Here is a 17009-nt window from a genome sequence, read left to right as displayed (position 1 = left end):
GATATTTTCTAATAACACTATAATGATTTGCATGAGAATTAAAATTTTTAAGATTAAAATTCGTTAATTTTGAAGATACGATTCGAAAAGGGCAGAAACAAAAATTCATTTGTCGTTTTTAGAATTTATAAGACAATAAATTAAAATATATACAGATGAAAAATAAAGTTCTTTTTTTACTGACATTAGTTTTTATGATAAGCATATCAATACACGCGCAACGTGGTGTAAGGATTGCTTATATAGATACTGAATATATTTTAGAGAATGTTCCGGAATACCAAGAAGCTACTGCTCAATTAAATCAAAAAGCAGACAAATGGAAAAACGAAATTGGTGCTAAATTAGGAGCTATTGAACAAAAGCGAAAAAACTTAAGTAACGAAAAAGCGCTTCTAACAAAAGAACTTATTGACGAGAGAGAAGAAGATATTGCTTTTGAAGAGAAAGAGATCCTTGATTACCAACAAAAGCGTTTTGGTCCCAATGGTGATTTGTTCATTCAAAAAAAGCAATTGATGCAGCCTATTCAGGATCAAATTTTTGCAGCAGTTCAAGATATGGCTCAAAGCAGAAAATATGATTTTATTTTTGACAAATCATCTGATGCTGTTATGTTATTCTCTGCAAACCGATTCGATTTAAGTGATCAAATATTAAGAAGTATCACTAGAACATCAAAACGTAAACAAGCAAAATCTAAAGCAGAACGTAGAGCTGCTAAAGAAGAGGAATTAGTCCCGGAGATTAATTACGAATTAGAAGAACGTCAAAAAGCATTAGAAGAGAAAAAAGCACAACGAGAAAGTGCTGTTGAAAAAAGAAGACAAGAAATTTTGGCCGCTCGAGAAGCAAAGAAAAAAGAAGCAGAAGCTAGACGTCAAAAAATATTAGAAGATCGTGAAAAAGCAAAACAAGCAAAGTTAGATGCTAGAAAAAAAATAACTGAAGGAAAAGATACCACAGAAGATGAAGCATCGAAACCTGAGACTACTTCTAAAGTAGTTGAAGGAGAAACAAAAACTAAAGCACAGCTTATTGAAGAAAATAGACAAAAAAAATTAAAGGAAAGAGCCGATAGAAAAAAAGCCTTAGAAGAAAGAAAGAAAAAAATATTAGAAGATCGTCAAAAAGCAAAAGACAGTATATAAACAATAATTAATAATCTATAACACATAATACTATTTACAAATGAAACAATTAAAAACTCTTTTATTAGCAACTGCATTATGCATTGGAACTATAAGTTTCACACAGGCCCAAAGCAAAGTTGCCCATATAAATACTCAAGAATTAATAGCAGCAATGCCCGAAGCTAAAGCAGCTCAAACTGAGCTTGAAACTTTAGGCAAAACATATCAAACAGATATGCAGGCTATGGCTACTGAGTACCAAAATACAGTTAAGCAATACGAAGCAGAAGCTAGTACAAAAACTGATGAAGAAAATCAAAAGAGAGGCTTAGAATTACAAGAAAAACAACAACGTATTCAACAATTTAGAGCTGATGCACAGCAAGATATAGCTAAAAAAGAAGCTGAGTTATTTAAGCCTATTCAAGAAAAAGCATTTGCAGCAATAAACAAAGTTTCTAAAGCTCAAGGATATGAGTATGTTTTAGAAAGAACAACGTTAATTGTAGCCGAAGGAAAGGACATTTTAAATGATGTTAAAAAAGAATTGGGTATATAAAAATATACTCTAACAAAATTTATTAAAGCTGCCCTCCATAAGGCAGCTTTTTTTATTAGCAGAACTTACATTAAAATTCACTAAAACATTTTGCATACTATTTGGAGTTAACCTCGCTAAAAAAAGGGATCTGATAAATTATTTCAATTGAATTATTTACTTTTATGACAATTATAATTATATGAGCAAACAACCTATTGGTATTTTTGATTCGGGTGTTGGTGGCACCTCTATATGGAAGGAGATTCACACACTTTTACCCAACGAAAACACCATCTATTTAGCAGATAGTCTTAATGCCCCTTACGGGCAGAAAGGAAAGGAAACTATTATTGATTTAAGTATTAAAAACACTGAATACTTAATTAACAAAGGTTGTAAGCTAATTGTTGTAGCCTGTAATACAGCAACCACTAATGCTATAGATCTCCTTAGAAATACTTATAACATTCCATTTATTGGCATAGAACCCGCTATAAAACCTGCTGCATTGCAAACTAAAAACAATGCTATTGGTATTTTGGCAACAAAAGGAACCCTAAGCAGCGCATTATTTTCTAAAACGTCTGATATGTTTGCCAGTAATATAAATGTTATTGAGCAAGTTGGTGAAGGCATTGTAGAGCTTATAGAAAATGGTAAGTTACTCTCTAATGAAATGAAAACGCTTTTAAAGACTTATCTCAAACCTATGATCGATGCCAATATAGATCATCTGGTTTTGGGTTGCACACACTACCCCTATTTAATCCCTTTATTAGTTGACCTACTACCAGATCATGTTAAAATTATAGATTCTGGAGAGGCCGTTGCAAGACAAACTAAAGCTATCCTAAAGAAAAATAATTTATTACATATAGAAGTAGAGACTACAGATAGCAAAAACTGTTTTTACACAAATGCAAACCCTAGTACCATGCAATCACTTTTAGGTTCTCATTTTACTGCAGAATACTTAGATTTTTAGTCCATAAAAGTATATATCCTATCCTACTAAGGCAGGAATGGCAAATACCCTTAACATGGCTATTTAAACCAGCTTGAATATTCAATATAGTTATTAGCAATTCTATCTATTTCACCAGAAATAAGTTCCTCGCTAATATCTTTTACTTTTTTTGCAGGAACACCAGCATAAATACTACCAGTTTCAACTCGAGTGTTTTTTGTAACCACGGCTCCAGCTGCAATAATACTATTACTTTCTACGACACAACCATCCATAATAATGGCTCCCATACCAACCAAAACGTTATCCTGAATTGTGCAGCCATGTACTAGTGCATTATGACCAATAGAGACATTATTCCCTATAGTAGTTGCAGCAGTTTTATAAGTACCGTGTATTACAGCTCCGTCTTGTACATTTACTTTATTGCCCATTTCAATATAGTTAACATCTCCCCTAACAACGGCACTAAACCAAACACTACATTGGTTACCCATAATGACTTCTCCAACTATGGTTGCATTTTCTGCAATAAAACAATCATTTGGGATTTTTGGCGATTTTCCTTTTACTGATTTGATAACTGGCATGAATACATTGTTTTTATTTGTTTGTCATTGCGAATCACGCCCAAAGCGTGATGTGGCAATCTTTTGATTCTTTAACTATTATTTTGTGGATTCCTGCCTTCGCAGGAATGAATAATGATCATTTGAAATACGATAACAGATTTGATTTTTTTGAGGCCGATACCATAACTTCTTTTCCATTACTAAGTATCACACTTCCTCCTTTTCCTTTTACATATTTAACGACTTCATTTACATTGACCAAATACGATTTATGTATCCGAGCAAAACTAGCACTGCTAAGTGCTTCTTCAAAATATTTAAGGGTTTTACTTACCAATTTTTTTTTGTTTGTATTGAGATAAATTTCGGTATAATTATCATCTGCTTTACAGTACAAAATATCAGACATATTTATAACCTCAAAACCATCTAATTGCGGAATGGTAATTTTCCCATCTACTCCATTTGTTTTAGGAATGAGCACCTGATCTTGAAGTGCTTCTTCTTTCATTTTAATTTCAGTAACATAATCAACTGCTTTTATAAGCTCATCAATAGAAATAGGTTTCATTAAGTAATAAGACGCATGCGCATTTAAAGCATCTATAGCATAGTGGTTATATGCAGTTACAAAAACAGTTTCGAAATTAATATCACCAACCTTGTCTAATAGGTCGAACGCATTGCCATAAGGCATTTCTACATCTAAAAACACCAAATCTAAATCGTTATTACGAATAAGAACCAAAGCCTCTTCAACATTAGCGGCTTCACCCAAAACAGATATACTAGGGCAATACTTTTTTAGATAATTCTTTAAAATATCCCTGCTTGTTTCTTCGTCTTCAACTATGATGGAATTTAGTTTCATGTTATATGGTTTGAAATTAGGAATTTGAAACTGGAAGCGATCTTCGTACTTCCAGCTTCAAACTTCTAACTTATTTTTTTAATGTTACAACAACTTTAGTTCCGGTATCTTCTTCATCTTTAAAATCATCAACAGATACATCGACTTTATCTTTATACATCTCATTTAGAATAATAACACGTTTTTTAATATTGCCCATCCCTTTTGAGTTTTGCTTTTGTTGATGCTCTGTTTTTAACGCTTTTGATTTTTGTCTTCCAATACCGTCATCTGTGATACTAATTTTTATTTCATCCGATTTCGTTTGAGTAATTTCAATCTCTAAATATCCTTTTGATTTTTTATAACGTAGCCCATGCCAGACAGCATTTTCAATATAGGGCTGTAATAACATGGGAGGAATTATAAAATCTTGAACATTAATATTTTCATCAATATGGATATTATAGTCAAATTTATCTTGAAATCTGAAATGTTCCAATTTGGTGTATAATTTTAATAGCTTTATTTCCTTTTCAAGTGGAATAAAATCCTCTTCACTATTCTCTAAAACAGCACGCATTAAGGAGGAGAAATCGGTAAGATATTTATTGGCTGTACGCTCATCATTTGAAGCAATAAAACTATTTACAGAATTTAATGCGTTGAATATAAAATGTGGATTCATTTGACTTCGCAAACTTTTCAGCGCTAATAAATTATTAGCTAACCGTTGTTGCTTGATATATTTAAACATTAAAAGAGCAACGACTAATAGCAATAAAACGCCTCCTATAAGTGAATAAATGATTAACTTTTGACGTTTTGCTTCTTCTACAGTCAATTGAAACTGACTCTCTGTTAATGCTCTATCACTTTCCAAGCTTAAGATTCTATTTTGTTTGCTAACAATATCTTTACTAAACCTGGCTGCTTGAGATATTTCTTGTTCTTTTTTAGAGTAAAGTTTATCTACCAAATCAACATAGCTTTGATATGCAATTAGTGCTTTATCAAATTGACCCGCATCTCTATAAATTTCAGATAATTTTCGGGTAGCATCTTTCTGTACAACAAGGTCCTCTTTACTATCTGCTTCTTCAATACTTTTTTCAAGATATGGAATAGCATTCTGGTAATCTTTTTGAAGGGCAAACGCATTACCAATTTTATAGTTTTGTTTTTGAGGCGTTAAAGGACTTTCGTTATCTATAATAGAATCACTCTCAAAATCGCTTATTTCTTCTAAAGCTTCTTTTCTCAATGCAATCTCACTAGAATAATTATTATTGGCACTTTGAAAATCAGCAACCTTAATTTTCTCTTCAATAGCTCTTTTCTTATTTTGTCTATTGGCAAGTTTCATGGATGTATTAAAATATCCCTCTGCCTTTTGGGATTCTCCTTTTACGTTATAAACCTGAGCTATTTTTGAGTTTAAATCTGTAATTTTAGGTGTTATTAAATGCTGTTGAGCAACAGCTAATCCTTTTTGGTAATTATCTATTGAAAGCTGATAATTTTTGGTTAGAAGGTACACATCACCAATACCCTCATATAACTGAACCAATTGCCAATTAGATAATCTCCTCGTATTAATTTCTTGGTATGTTTCTATACTTTCTTGATAATTATTATTTTGTTTATAAGCAGCGGCAAGTTTTAATTTAACAATGTTTGTTTCCATGTTTTGAATACTCACCCTATAATTAGAAACAGCTAAATCATATTGTTTCCAAAACATATGAATATCACCTAAAACCTCATAAGTTTCGGCATTTTCTTTTACAGAATTACTTTCAACAAGAGCCAATTCAACAAATTGAATGCTTCGTTTTGCGTCTTTTTTTAAATACGTTTCAGCAGAGTCTATTAAATTTTTAAACTGATTGGGATTTGACCTCGAAAATTTCTTCTGTTTATATTCAGCTTCTTCGTTATTAGATTCTACCTCAACAGTAATACGTTCATCACTTTGAATAATATAGTAGACTGTTTCAAAATCTTTATGCCTTATAATAAGCTCATCTCCTTTTTTTGCTTGAATCCTAAAATCGCCTGCATAATCGGTAGTCGTATAAGCGCCCCCATTAACTTCTACATTCACATTTGGAATAGGGTCTCGTGTATCACTTTCAATCACAGAACCTCTTACAGTAAATCTTCGTTCTTGACCTATAGCTTCACTATTTGCTTGAGCATGCATAAATGTTGTACTTAGCATAATGCCTAAAAACCATATATATTTAATAATTAATCGCATGTCCTGTTTTAGAGTAGATAAACTTACGTACTTTACCTGGTATAATAAAATGATGATTTTACAAATCTTTATTTTTTAACCTTAAAAAAGATGTTGTTACATATTCAAAATAACACTTTACGCATTCAAACCTCCACTTCACTCATTCTGCTTTTTTTAAGAAATAAGATGCCCATAGATTTACAGTGTTAATTATAAAACTTTTTAAACCTTAAAAAGATAACAGTTTCAGAAACTGTATTAGTAAAATTCATCTTAAATTAAAAAACGTAAATATTATGAAAACACAATTTAAAACACTCTTGTTCTGTATTGCCTTAATTGGATTTACAGCATGCAACGCAAACAATAAAAAACAAGACTTAGTATATACTTCAACAGAAAAAGTGCACCACGATCCTAGTAAACAGTTTATTAAAGTAGCTCTTTTGTTAGATACCAGCAATAGTATGGATGGTCTTATAGACCAAGCTAAAGCACAACTTTGGGATATTGTAAACGAATTATCTTATGCTAAATGTGGCATTCATAAACCTAATTTAGAAATTGCTTTATATGAATATGGTAACGATAGATTAAATGGAAATGAAGGTTATATAAGACAAGTATTAGCTTTTAGTGATGATTTAGATGAAATTTCTAAAGAGTTATTCTCCTTAACCACTAATGGTGGTGAAGAGTATTGTGGACAAGTTATACAAACCTCATTAAATCAATTAAGCTGGGGCAAAAACCCAGACGATTTAAAACTTATTTTCATTGCTGGTAATGAGCCATTTACTCAAGGAAAAGTAAATTATAAAGATGCATCGACCAATGCTAAAGAAAAAGATATTACCATAAACACAATCTTTTGTGGTGATTATAATCAAGGTATTTCTTCTTACTGGAAAGATGGCGCTCAATTAACTAACGGTGATTATATGGCTATAAACCAAAATAAAACAACCGTACATATTGCATCGCCTTATGATGATGCCATTTTAATATTAAACCAGAAGTTAAATAAAACGTATGTGGTTTATGGACAAAGAGGAAGGCAAAAAAAGGAAATTCAAATGCAACAAGATTCTAATGCAGGGAATTATAGTAAAGCGAATGCAGTAAGTAGAACCGTAAGTAAAAGTTCTCATTTATATAAAAACAAAACTTGGGATTTAGTTGATGCTGTCGAATTAGAAGAAGTCTCAGTTGAAGAATTAAAAGAAGATGCTCTACCTAAGGAACTAAAAGGAAAAACTAAAGACGAAATTAAAACTTATGTCGCAGAGAAAAGCAAAGAACGAGATGCTATTCAAAAAAAGATTCAAGAGCTTAACGCAAAACGTAAAGCATACATTGCGAAGCAGAAAAAAGGAACTGATAATGGGTTAGAAAACGCCATGACTAAAGCCATAAAAGAACAGGCAAAAAGGAAAAAATATAGCTGGAATTAAAAAGAAGCAGCTGTTTAAAAAGTGTCATTCAGAGCGTAGCGAAGAATCTTATTTAATAAATTAAAAATATTATAATTTCAAGAAATTCTTCATTTCATTCAGAATGACACTTTTTAGATCTTTTTTCATTAATTAACCGCAGGGCAATTACACTCATATCGTTTCCGTTTACAATTAAAGTTATATCCTAATGTAAACTGATGATAACCACCATTAGTAAATACTAATGAGTTTGTTTGATATGTATAATTATATGCAAACATAAACTGGTTATAATTAACACCAATAATGGGTGTGATTTGTTGTAGTTTTTGACTTCTAACAGAATTTGAAGTAGTTAAATATTCGGCCCCATCAAAACTATTTCTATAAGATAAGCCCCCCCAAATTTTACCAAAATCCATTTGTTTATACACTTTAGCATTCACATCAATTGAAGCTTCCTCAGTAGCATCTCTGTATTGAAGCATCACTGAAGGTTCGTAACTCCATTCACTTCCATACTTATTAAAAACATACCCAACAGATAATAAATAACGCCTTAAATTATCTGTTTGATTTACAGGGTCAATATCTGTGTTAATCCCCTTATTTTTTAATACGTTTTTAACTGTTGCATGTGCATAAAAATCAAGGTAATGATAAGAAAATCCGAAATCTATATTAAAATTACCTCTACTTTGTACAATCCCATCGATCGCAGGATCGTCTATGGGACTATCAAGTAAAAAGGTAGTTTCATCTAATTTATATTGAATGAGCCCAGCACTTAGTCCAAAAGAAAGCATATTTAAATCAACTTCACTTCTAGAAAACATTAAATGATGTGCATATGTCACATAAGCACCCGTTTGAGAATGGTATCCATTCTTATCAGTATAGAGAATACCACCAAATGCAGATTGGGAGTCTCCTATTCTTCCATTTAAACTTAAAGTTAAAAGTCTTGGTGCATCATCTTGTCCAAACCATTGTTGCCTTCCTGTTAGTCTAATTTTAGAACAATTAGCCACACCTGCCATAGACGGATGAATCAAATAATAATTATCTGTGAGGTAATCGGTATATATTGGTAGCCCTTCTTGGGAAATCGCAATATGAGTAAAAAATACTCCTATGACTATTGCTAAAACATTTTTCATTTTCATAAATTTCACCACAAGTAGGTTTTTGGTTTAAATTAATATTTTTATTCTTTAAAAATTTAAAGTTAAAATTTCTCCTTTTACGTTAAACTATTAAGTCACATAACTCAAATATATAGATATCTACGTTTTCTTTTAGTATTTTTGTAAAAAATTAGCTAAAATGAATACTTTCAAGGTTTCTGTGCAAGAAACATCCAATAATACCATCATTAAATTTGAATTAAATCAATTCATAACCAAGCATCAAAGCTTTGAATTTAATAATATAGATGAAGCAAAAGCGTCTCCTTTAGCTCAACAATTATTTTATTTACCATTTGTAAAAAAGGTCTACATTTCCGGAAATTTTGTTGCTGTAGAACGTTATAACATAGTTGAATGGCACGATGTCCAAGATGAAGTTGCCAAACAAATTGAAGAGTATTTAAACGATGGAGGTGTCGTTATAGAAGATTCTGCAGTTACAAAAAAAGTACCTGTAACTGTGTATGCCGAAAGCACACCAAATCCAGCCGTTATGAAGTTTGTCACTAACAAAAAAATAGTAACTGCTCTTTTTGAATTCACATCTATTGATGAAGCAAAGTTATCACCGTTGGCAACCGAGTTATTTCATTTTCCTTTTGTAAAAAGTGTCTTTATAGATGAGAATTATGTGTCGATTACTAAATATGACATTGCTGAATGGCAAGATATTACGATACAAGTTCGCGAGTTTATAAAAAATTATATAGAAAATGGTAAAGAAGTCGTATTACCAAATGCTGCAGAAACCCTAAAAAAAACGACAACACAAATAGATGATCATTTTGAAACATTAGATGATACATCAAAAGAAATAATAAATATTCTTGAAGAGTACGTAAAGCCAGCTGTGGCAAGTGATGGTGGTAATATCCAATTTATATCTTACGATCAAAACACTAAAAACGTAAGCGTCATGCTACAAGGTGCTTGCAGCGGTTGCCCGTCATCTACATACACCTTAAAAAGTGGAATCGAAAATATGCTAAAAGAAATGCTACCGGGTAAAATTGAAATGGTAGAAGCTATAAATGGATAAATTAGGTGACTTTTTTAATTGACATGTGTCAAAATGAACAGAAGCTCTTAAAGAGTGTTATTTTAACTTAAAAATTAAAACATGTCAGTATTAAAAGTCATTGAAGTTTTATCAAACTCAGATAAAAGCTGGGAAGATGCCACAAAAAAAGCCGTAAAACATGCCTCTAAAAGTGTGAAAAATATTCGTTCTGTATATATTCAAGATCAAAGCGCTAGTGTAAAAGATGGAGAGGTTACAGAGTTTAGAGTAAATCTTAAAATTACATTTGAAGTAAATTAAGCTTGTACTCTTTTTAAAAATATAAGCGTTCCTTTGGAACGCTTTTTTTATGCTTAAATTTCGCTAACTTTGATGAATGAAGCATTTACAATCATTTTTATTCATTATTTTAATAATAAGCTGCAAAGGTCAGAACACAAAATCCATGGAACACAAATACACCAACGACCTGATACATGAAACAAGCCCATACCTTTTACAACATGCTCACAACCCTGTAAATTGGAATGCTTGGAATGAAAATACACTAGCCAAGGCCAAAGCTGAAAACAAATTATTATTAATTAGTGTTGGTTATGCTGCTTGCCATTGGTGCCATGTTATGGAGCACGAAAGTTTTGAAGATAGTTTAGTCGCTCAGGTAATGAATAAAAACTTTATTAATGTAAAAGTTGATAGAGAAGAACGCCCAGATGTCGATCAAGTATATATGAATGCTGTTCAGCTTATGACAGGAAGAGGTGGTTGGCCTTTAAACGCTATAGCATTGCCAGATGGCAGACCTATTTGGGGAGAAACTTATGTTCCTAAAAATCAATGGATGAGTGCCTTGGAACAAATTTCGAAATTATATGCAGAGAAACCTGAAAAGCTTTACGAATATGCAGATAAACTTGAGCAGGGGTTAAAAACTTTGGATATCGTCACTTTAAATACAGATGAACCCGTTTTTGAGAACGATTATATAACTAATACTATTAAAACATGGTCCGAACAATTTGACAATAGTCAGGGTGGTATGAATAGAGCTCCAAAATTCATGATGCCTAATAACTACCATTTTTTATTAAGATATGCTTATCAAACTGAAGATAAAAAGCTACAGGACTATGTTAATTTAACACTCAAAAAGATGGCTTATGGCGGTGTTTTTGATCAGCTTGGTGGTGGTTTTTCAAGATACTCAGTAGATACAAAATGGCATGTCCCTCATTTCGAAAAAATGCTTTATGACAATGGGCAATTAGTCAGTCTATATTCAGATGCATATCTTATTACTAAAAATGAATTATATAAAGATATTGTCACAGAGACTTTAGAATATATAAAACAAGAGATGACAACCGACAACGGGGCATTTTACTCATCACTTGATGCAGATAGTAATACTCCAGAAGGTGAATTAGAGGAAGGCGCTTTTTACGTTTGGCAAAAGGACAGTTTAAAAACTATTTTAAAAAATGATTATGAGCTGTTTTCTGATTATTACAATGTTAATGGTTATGGCCTTTGGGAACATGATAATTATGTTTTAATTAGAAAGGATGATGATGATGAAATTATTAAAAAACATAATTTAACAAAAGCCCTTTTATCCGAAAAGAAAAAACATTGGAAACAAACTTTAACAGCTATTCGTGATAAACGTTCTAAACCACGTTTAGATGATAAAACACTCACCTCATGGAATGCTTTGATGCTTAAAGGCTATATTGATGCTTACAGAGTTTTTGGTGAAGCGTCTTATTTAGCTTCCGCTGAAAAAAACGCTGATTTTATAATTAACAATCAATTGCGAGAAGACGGTGGCTTAGACCATAATTATAAAAATGGAAAAAGTAATATTAATGGTTATTTAGAAGATTATGCCACAACCATTGATGCTTTTTTAGCACTTTATGAAAACACACTAAATGAAACATGGCTTACTACTGCCAGAGATTTAGCTAATTATACTTTCGATCATTTTTTTAATGATGAAAGTAAAATGTTTTATTTCACGTCTGATGAAGATGCATCCTTAGTTTCTAGAAGCATTGAATATCGAGATAATGTTATTCCTGCGAGTAATTCTATTATGGCCAAAAACCTTTTTAAGCTATCTCATTATTTTGACAACACACATTATAGTAAAACAGCTATAAGTATGTTAAACAATGTAAAGCCTGAAATGCAAGAATATCCATCGGGTTATTCAAACTGGTTGGATTTAATGTTAAACTATACAAATCCGTACTATGAGGTTGCCATCGTTGGAAAAGATGCAAAAAAGAAAATTGCTGAATTAAACAAAACGTACATTCCTAATAAACTTATTGCTGGGAGCACTTCTGACAATAATTTACCGTTATTAGAAAACAGATATAACCCTGACAATACCTTAATTTATGTTTGTGTAAACAAGGCTTGTAAACTCCCTGTCTCTGAAGTTGATAAAGCCGTAACACTATTAAAAGAATGACATTTTTAACCATCTTATTAATTGCGATAGTTGCTTTTGAGCATGTTTATTTTCTTGTTTTAGAAATGTTTTTGTGGACCAAACCTAAAGGTATAAAAACCTTTGGTTTGAAATCTAAAGAATTTGCTGAAGAAACCAAGGTCTTAGCTGCCAATCAAGGTTTATATAATGGTTTTTTGGCTGCGGGACTCATTTTTTCTATCATTCAGAAAAACGTATCACTTGCTGTTTTTTTTCTTATTTGTGTGACTATAGCAGGCATCTACGGGTCTTATTCAACAAAGAAAATAAAACTCTTTTATATTCAGGCTATTCCAGCTTTACTTGCCTTAGTAAGCTTATTTTTTCAATAGGAGTTTATAAAAGAATTGTATAATTTTAATTTTAAATAATGACTAACTTTTTAAAAATTATGAATTTAGAAAATATTGACGTAGAAAAATGGCTTGATCTGGCTTTAGAATATGGACTTAATATTTTAGGTGCTATTGTTATATGGGTTGTTGGCTCATGGGTCATCAAAAAACTTATAAAAGGCACTAAAAAAGTCATGTTAAAACAAAATTATGATGAAAGCCTTCAAAAGTTTTTATTAAATCTATTAGGTTGGATTTTAAAAATCGTTTTAATTATTGTTGTTCTCGGGACTGTTGGCGTAGAAACCACATCGTTTGCAGCTATTTTAGCTGCTGCTGGTTTGGCAATAGGTATGGCACTACAAGGTTCTTTAGGTAATTTTGCTGGTGGTGTTTTAATTATGATTTTTAAACCTTTTAAAATTGGCGACTTAATCGAAGCTCAGGGCGAATTAGGAGTCGTTAAAGAAATTGAAATTTTTACAACTAAATTAACGGGATTGTCTAATAGAGAAATTATAATTCCTAATGGCTCCCTATCTAATGGAAATATTATAAACTACACCACTGAAGGAACCCGTCGTGTTGACTTGGTTTTTGGTGTGGGTTATGATTCTGATATCAAGAAAACCAAAGATGTTTTAATGGGAGTTTTGACTGCTCATTCAAAAGTCTTAAAAGATCCAGCACCTGCTGTAACAGTACTTGAATTAGCGGATAGTTCGGTGAATTTTGCTGTAAGACCTTGGTGTAAAACCGAGTATTATTGGGATGTTTATTTCGATATTACAGAACAAGTTAAAGAAGCTCTTGATGCAGCTGGTATAGAAATACCATATCCTCATCAAGTTGAAATACATAAAAACGCTTAAACAGATTTAGATTTGGGCTTTAAAGCCACAAAATCTTTTAAATAATAAGGTTCAAAATAAGCGACATCTTCTATGTCGCTTATTTTGTATTTATTATAAGCTAAATGACTCATTTCATTTGCCGATGGTAATTTACCATCAATAAAAATAGCGTTTGGGTGCTTGATTAATGTTTTTGCTTTTTCAACACCATTTCCAATAAAGTAAACATGTCCTGCTTCTAAATACGCTTCAAAAGAACTTTCATCCAAAATTTGCGCTTCGGTTTCTCTTATTTGATTATAATTAGCATCAAAAACAGCAGAATACACTTCCATTCTTCTAGCATCTAGCATAGCAACAACAACACCATCATCGCATTTAACCTGATGTGCTAAAGCCTCTAAAGTTGAAACAGAAATTAAAGGCTTATCTAAAGCAAAACAAAGCCCTTTTGCTGCCGAAACTCCAATTCGTAACCCCGTATAAGACCCTGGACCTTTGCTTACCGCAATAGCTTCTAAATCTTCTGATACAACTTTGGCTTCCTTTAACACCTCATCAATATAAATATGAAGTCTTTCGGCATGCGAATAGTTTTTATCATAATCTTCTTTTAAAACTACTGTTTTGCCTTCTTTTGAAAGTGACACCGAACAGTTGGTTGTTGCCGTTTCTATATTTAGAATGTATGTTCCCATTTTAATATTTATCTGGGCTTTCTGAAAAAGCCTGATTTTCCTGTCATTCTGAGGAGCACCAAAGTGCGACGTGAGAATCTGTTTGTACTTTATTTCAATTAAGTTTAGATTTATAAGAAACAGATTGCCACAGTCGTTCCTCCTTCGCAATGACATTCAAATGAACTTCTTAGAAAGCCTCAACTACTTTTATAAGTTAATTAGTTAAAGATTTTCCCATGTAAAAGTCTAAAACTTTTGTCTTAAAAACAAAATCATACTTAGCATTTATTAAAGATGATTGAGAATTAATTAATTGTACTCTTGCCTGTTCTAAATCAAACGAGGTCATACTTCCAATATCATAACGTTCTTTAGAGTTACCAAAAGCTAATTCTTGCGACTCTAAAGATCTTTTTGCAGCTATATAAGCTTTTAAAGCAGCTTGCGCATCTGTATAGGCCCTTTGTATATTAGACTCTAAATCTAATTTTGCCTGATCTAAACCAAGCTTATTATTTGCTTCTCTAATTTTTGCCTTGGCAACAGCTGTTTTATTTTGAAATCTGGAAAAAATAGGAATGTTTATATTCAAATTAAAGTTATGCCCTTTATTCAAATCTAATTCCCTAAAATATGCCTGTTTGATAAAATCGTTTTTAGATTCACTCCATACAGAACCAAAACCATAGCCGAAATTTACAGATGGTAAATAACCAGATTTTGAAATCTCGGTATCCAATTCGGCATTCTCAATATTCTTTTTTGCTATTTTAATTTCATTCCTGTTTTCCAATGCATAGTTTAAAATAGGTGAGATATCATTATATAGCAAAGCTTCTGATGGTGTATTCACATTTATAATTTCAACATTGAACCCATTGAATGGCACTTGCAATAGCTGCGATAGTGTAAGTAGGGATAAATTAAAATTGTTTTCGGCAATTGTTACTTGCTGAGAATCCCTGCTTAAAGTAGCTTCGGCATCAAATATATTAGCTCTTGGCTGTACGCCAGCATCAACTAATTCCTTAACTTGCTGTAATTGTTTTTTAGAAAATTCATTTTGCGCTTGAGCTGTTTGTAAATTCTCTTTGTTAAACAAAACATTTAAATAAGCATTGACCACATTTAGAGAAATATCATCTTTAATTCTGGCCAATTCCAAATTAGTTATTTCTTGATTTAAACGTGATTGTTTGTACAGATTTAATGTTCTAAAACCATTAAACACATTCTGGCTCACACTTAAATTATAATTAAAGGAATGCGTTGTTTGGTTATTAATCCTTTCGTTAGAAACTGGATCGAAACCAGATCCAATACTCATACGCTGCCCCATACTACCACTTACCGATGGTAAAAAATCACCTTTGGCAGCAAGAATATCCTGTTCATTAATCAACAAAGAGTTCTCTGTTTGCTGTACTTGGATATTATGTTCTAATGCATGGTTTACACACTCCTGAAGTGTCCATTTTTTATCTTGTGCAAAAGATGAAAACACAAAAAACAACATGCATCCTGTTAAACAAAGTTTCATATGCCGTTTAAAATTAATCATTGTCCTTTTCTTCATCTTCGTTATCTTTTGATGCTTTGTTCCATACTTTAACTTGGTCTCCTTCTTTGACGCCTTCGGTAATTTCAACATTAATCCCATCAGAAAGCCCTATTTTAACATTCTCTTTTTTAAACTTATTATCGCCGTTTAAGATTTCGACAAAAGGCTTTTCTGTAATTCTGTTATATTGAAGTAATGCTTCTCTAATAGCTAAAACACTATCCTTGCTTTCAATATCTATTTCTGCATTTGCACTATAACCAGCCCTTACATTTGTAATTGAATCTATAGTTACATTTGCTTTAATTGTAAATTGAACGGCACCATTTTCTTCTTGTCCTTTTGGTGCTACAAACGTTAGTTTTGCCGGAAATTCTTTATCGTTAATGGCTCCAAGAACCACCTTTATTTCTTTACCTTCTTCTAGTTTACCCACTTCTGCTTCATCAACTTTGCCTTCAAAAATCATAAGACTCATATCTGCAATGGTTGCAATGGTTGTTCCTGCATTAAAATTATTACTCTGGATAACCTGATCGCCTTCTCGAACAGGAATTTCTAAAATAGTTCCTGCTATTTGTGCTATAATATTTGTATTGGCAGAATTGCCTCCAGAAATAGACCCTCTTTTAATAATTTGATAATCGTTTTGTGATTGCGCAAGCGATTCCTTTGCTTGATTGTATGACAGTTCACTGTTTTCAAAATCCTGGGTAGAAATAACACCTTTATCAAATAATGCTTTATTTCTGTTGTATAATACTTTGGCATTATCAAAAGATAATCTTGCAGATGCTATTCTACTTTTTGCACTTGCTAAACTTTGTTCATTAGGAACGACTCTAATCTTAGCGATTAAATCTCCTTTTTTTACAACATCGCCCTCTTCAACTAGTATTTTATCTACAATTCCAGAAATTTGTGGTTTTAATTCAATCTCTTCTTCAGGATTTAATTTACCAGTTGCTACGGCCTTTGTATTAATAGATATGTAAAATGGTTCTTCAACTTTATAGTCTACAACATCTTTAGAGTTCGCATCTTTAAAGTATTTTAATACCCATGCTAATAGTATAATAGCTACTATTATTAAAATAATTCTTACTGTCTTGTTCATTTTT

Annotated in this window: 16 protein-coding genes; 9 read left to right on the top strand and 7 right to left on the bottom strand. The window is 31.9% G+C overall.

What is annotated here, in order from left to right; translation table 11 throughout:
- Positions 1–155: 155 nt before the first annotated feature.
- From Q4Q34_RS09840 to murI, 3 genes are all read left to right on the top strand, one after another.
- Complete coding sequence (locus tag Q4Q34_RS09840) at positions 156–1151, top strand: OmpH family outer membrane protein (protein ID WP_303318629.1); 996 nt, start codon at positions 156–158, stop codon at positions 1149–1151.
- Between the two features lie 40 nt (positions 1152–1191).
- Positions 1192–1692 carry an OmpH family outer membrane protein gene (locus tag Q4Q34_RS09835; RefSeq protein WP_303318630.1) on the top strand — a complete coding sequence of 167 codons (501 nt, stop codon included), beginning with the start codon at positions 1192–1194 and terminating at the stop codon, positions 1690–1692.
- A 181-nt stretch (positions 1693–1873) separates the two neighbouring features.
- Positions 1874–2659: a glutamate racemase gene (gene murI, locus Q4Q34_RS09830; RefSeq protein WP_303318631.1), complete on the top strand. Its 786-nt coding sequence runs from the start codon at positions 1874–1876 to the stop codon at positions 2657–2659.
- Between the two features lie 59 nt (positions 2660–2718).
- On the opposite strand, the gene Q4Q34_RS09825 is transcribed toward murI, so the two are convergent.
- The 3 genes from Q4Q34_RS09825 to Q4Q34_RS09815 all read right to left on the bottom strand — a co-directional run bounded on the left by Q4Q34_RS09825 (position 2719) and on the right by Q4Q34_RS09815 (position 6326).
- Entirely contained in the window at positions 2719–3231 is a 513-nt protein-coding gene (locus Q4Q34_RS09825) for a gamma carbonic anhydrase family protein (RefSeq protein WP_303318632.1), read from the bottom strand.
- Positions 3232–3349: 118 nt separating this feature from the next.
- Positions 3350–4084 (bottom strand): LytR/AlgR family response regulator transcription factor, encoded by a 735-nt coding sequence (locus Q4Q34_RS09820; protein WP_303318633.1) that lies wholly within the window; start codon positions 4082–4084, stop codon positions 3350–3352.
- 70 nt (positions 4085–4154) lie between these two features.
- Positions 4155–6326 carry a histidine kinase gene (locus tag Q4Q34_RS09815; protein WP_303318634.1) on the bottom strand — a complete coding sequence of 724 codons (2172 nt, stop codon included), beginning with the start codon at positions 6324–6326 and terminating at the stop codon, positions 4155–4157.
- Positions 6327–6604: 278 nt separating this feature from the next.
- Here Q4Q34_RS09815 and Q4Q34_RS09810 point away from each other — a divergent pair, with 278 nt between their 5' ends.
- On the top strand, positions 6605–7762 hold the full coding sequence (locus Q4Q34_RS09810) for a vWA domain-containing protein (RefSeq protein WP_303318635.1): 1158 nt from the start codon (positions 6605–6607) through the stop codon (positions 7760–7762).
- A gap of 128 nt (positions 7763–7890) precedes the next feature.
- Here Q4Q34_RS09810 and Q4Q34_RS09805 read toward each other — a convergent pair whose 3' ends face one another.
- Complete coding sequence (locus Q4Q34_RS09805; RefSeq protein ID WP_303318763.1) at positions 7891–8910, bottom strand: PorP/SprF family type IX secretion system membrane protein; 1020 nt, start codon at positions 8908–8910, stop codon at positions 7891–7893.
- Positions 8911–9070: 160 nt separating this feature from the next.
- Here Q4Q34_RS09805 and Q4Q34_RS09800 point away from each other — a divergent pair, with 160 nt between their 5' ends.
- From Q4Q34_RS09800 to Q4Q34_RS09780, 5 genes are all read left to right on the top strand, one after another.
- Positions 9071–9973, top strand: a complete 903-nt coding sequence (locus Q4Q34_RS09800) for a NifU family protein (protein WP_303318636.1) — start codon at positions 9071–9073, stop codon at positions 9971–9973.
- An 81-nt stretch (positions 9974–10054) separates the two neighbouring features.
- Entirely contained in the window at positions 10055–10255 is a 201-nt protein-coding gene (locus Q4Q34_RS09795) for a dodecin family protein (RefSeq protein WP_135878565.1), read from the top strand.
- A 76-nt stretch (positions 10256–10331) separates the two neighbouring features.
- Complete coding sequence (locus Q4Q34_RS09790; RefSeq protein ID WP_330444606.1) at positions 10332–12437, top strand: thioredoxin domain-containing protein; 2106 nt, start codon at positions 10332–10334, stop codon at positions 12435–12437.
- Positions 12434–12790, top strand: coding sequence for a DUF1304 domain-containing protein (locus Q4Q34_RS09785; protein WP_303318638.1), 357 nt, complete (start codon positions 12434–12436; stop codon positions 12788–12790). The genes Q4Q34_RS09790 and Q4Q34_RS09785 overlap by 4 nt, the downstream gene beginning before the upstream one ends.
- 59 nt (positions 12791–12849) lie before the next feature.
- Positions 12850–13665 (top strand): mechanosensitive ion channel family protein, encoded by an 816-nt coding sequence (locus Q4Q34_RS09780; RefSeq protein WP_303318639.1) that lies wholly within the window; start codon positions 12850–12852, stop codon positions 13663–13665.
- Here Q4Q34_RS09780 and tsaB read toward each other — a convergent pair.
- From tsaB to Q4Q34_RS09765, 3 genes are all read right to left on the bottom strand, one after another.
- Positions 13662–14345, bottom strand: coding sequence for a tRNA (adenosine(37)-N6)-threonylcarbamoyltransferase complex dimerization subunit type 1 TsaB (tsaB, locus tag Q4Q34_RS09775; RefSeq protein ID WP_303318640.1), 684 nt, complete (start codon positions 14343–14345; stop codon positions 13662–13664). The two genes, Q4Q34_RS09780 and tsaB, sit on opposite strands and share 4 nt — an antisense overlap.
- A gap of 196 nt (positions 14346–14541) precedes the next feature.
- Positions 14542–15903: a TolC family protein gene (locus Q4Q34_RS09770; RefSeq protein ID WP_303318641.1), complete on the bottom strand. Its 1362-nt coding sequence runs from the start codon at positions 15901–15903 to the stop codon at positions 14542–14544.
- Positions 15881–17005, bottom strand: coding sequence for an efflux RND transporter periplasmic adaptor subunit (locus tag Q4Q34_RS09765; RefSeq protein ID WP_303318642.1), 1125 nt, complete (start codon positions 17003–17005; stop codon positions 15881–15883). The genes Q4Q34_RS09770 and Q4Q34_RS09765 overlap by 23 nt, the downstream gene beginning before the upstream one ends.
- Positions 17006–17009: the final 4 nt, after the last annotated feature.

The sequence above is a fragment of the Flavivirga abyssicola genome (assembly GCF_030540775.2).
Taxonomy (GTDB): domain Bacteria; phylum Bacteroidota; class Bacteroidia; order Flavobacteriales; family Flavobacteriaceae; genus Flavivirga; species Flavivirga abyssicola.
Note: the sequence above shows the minus strand (reverse complement) of the source record. Positions and strands in the feature narration are given on the sequence as shown.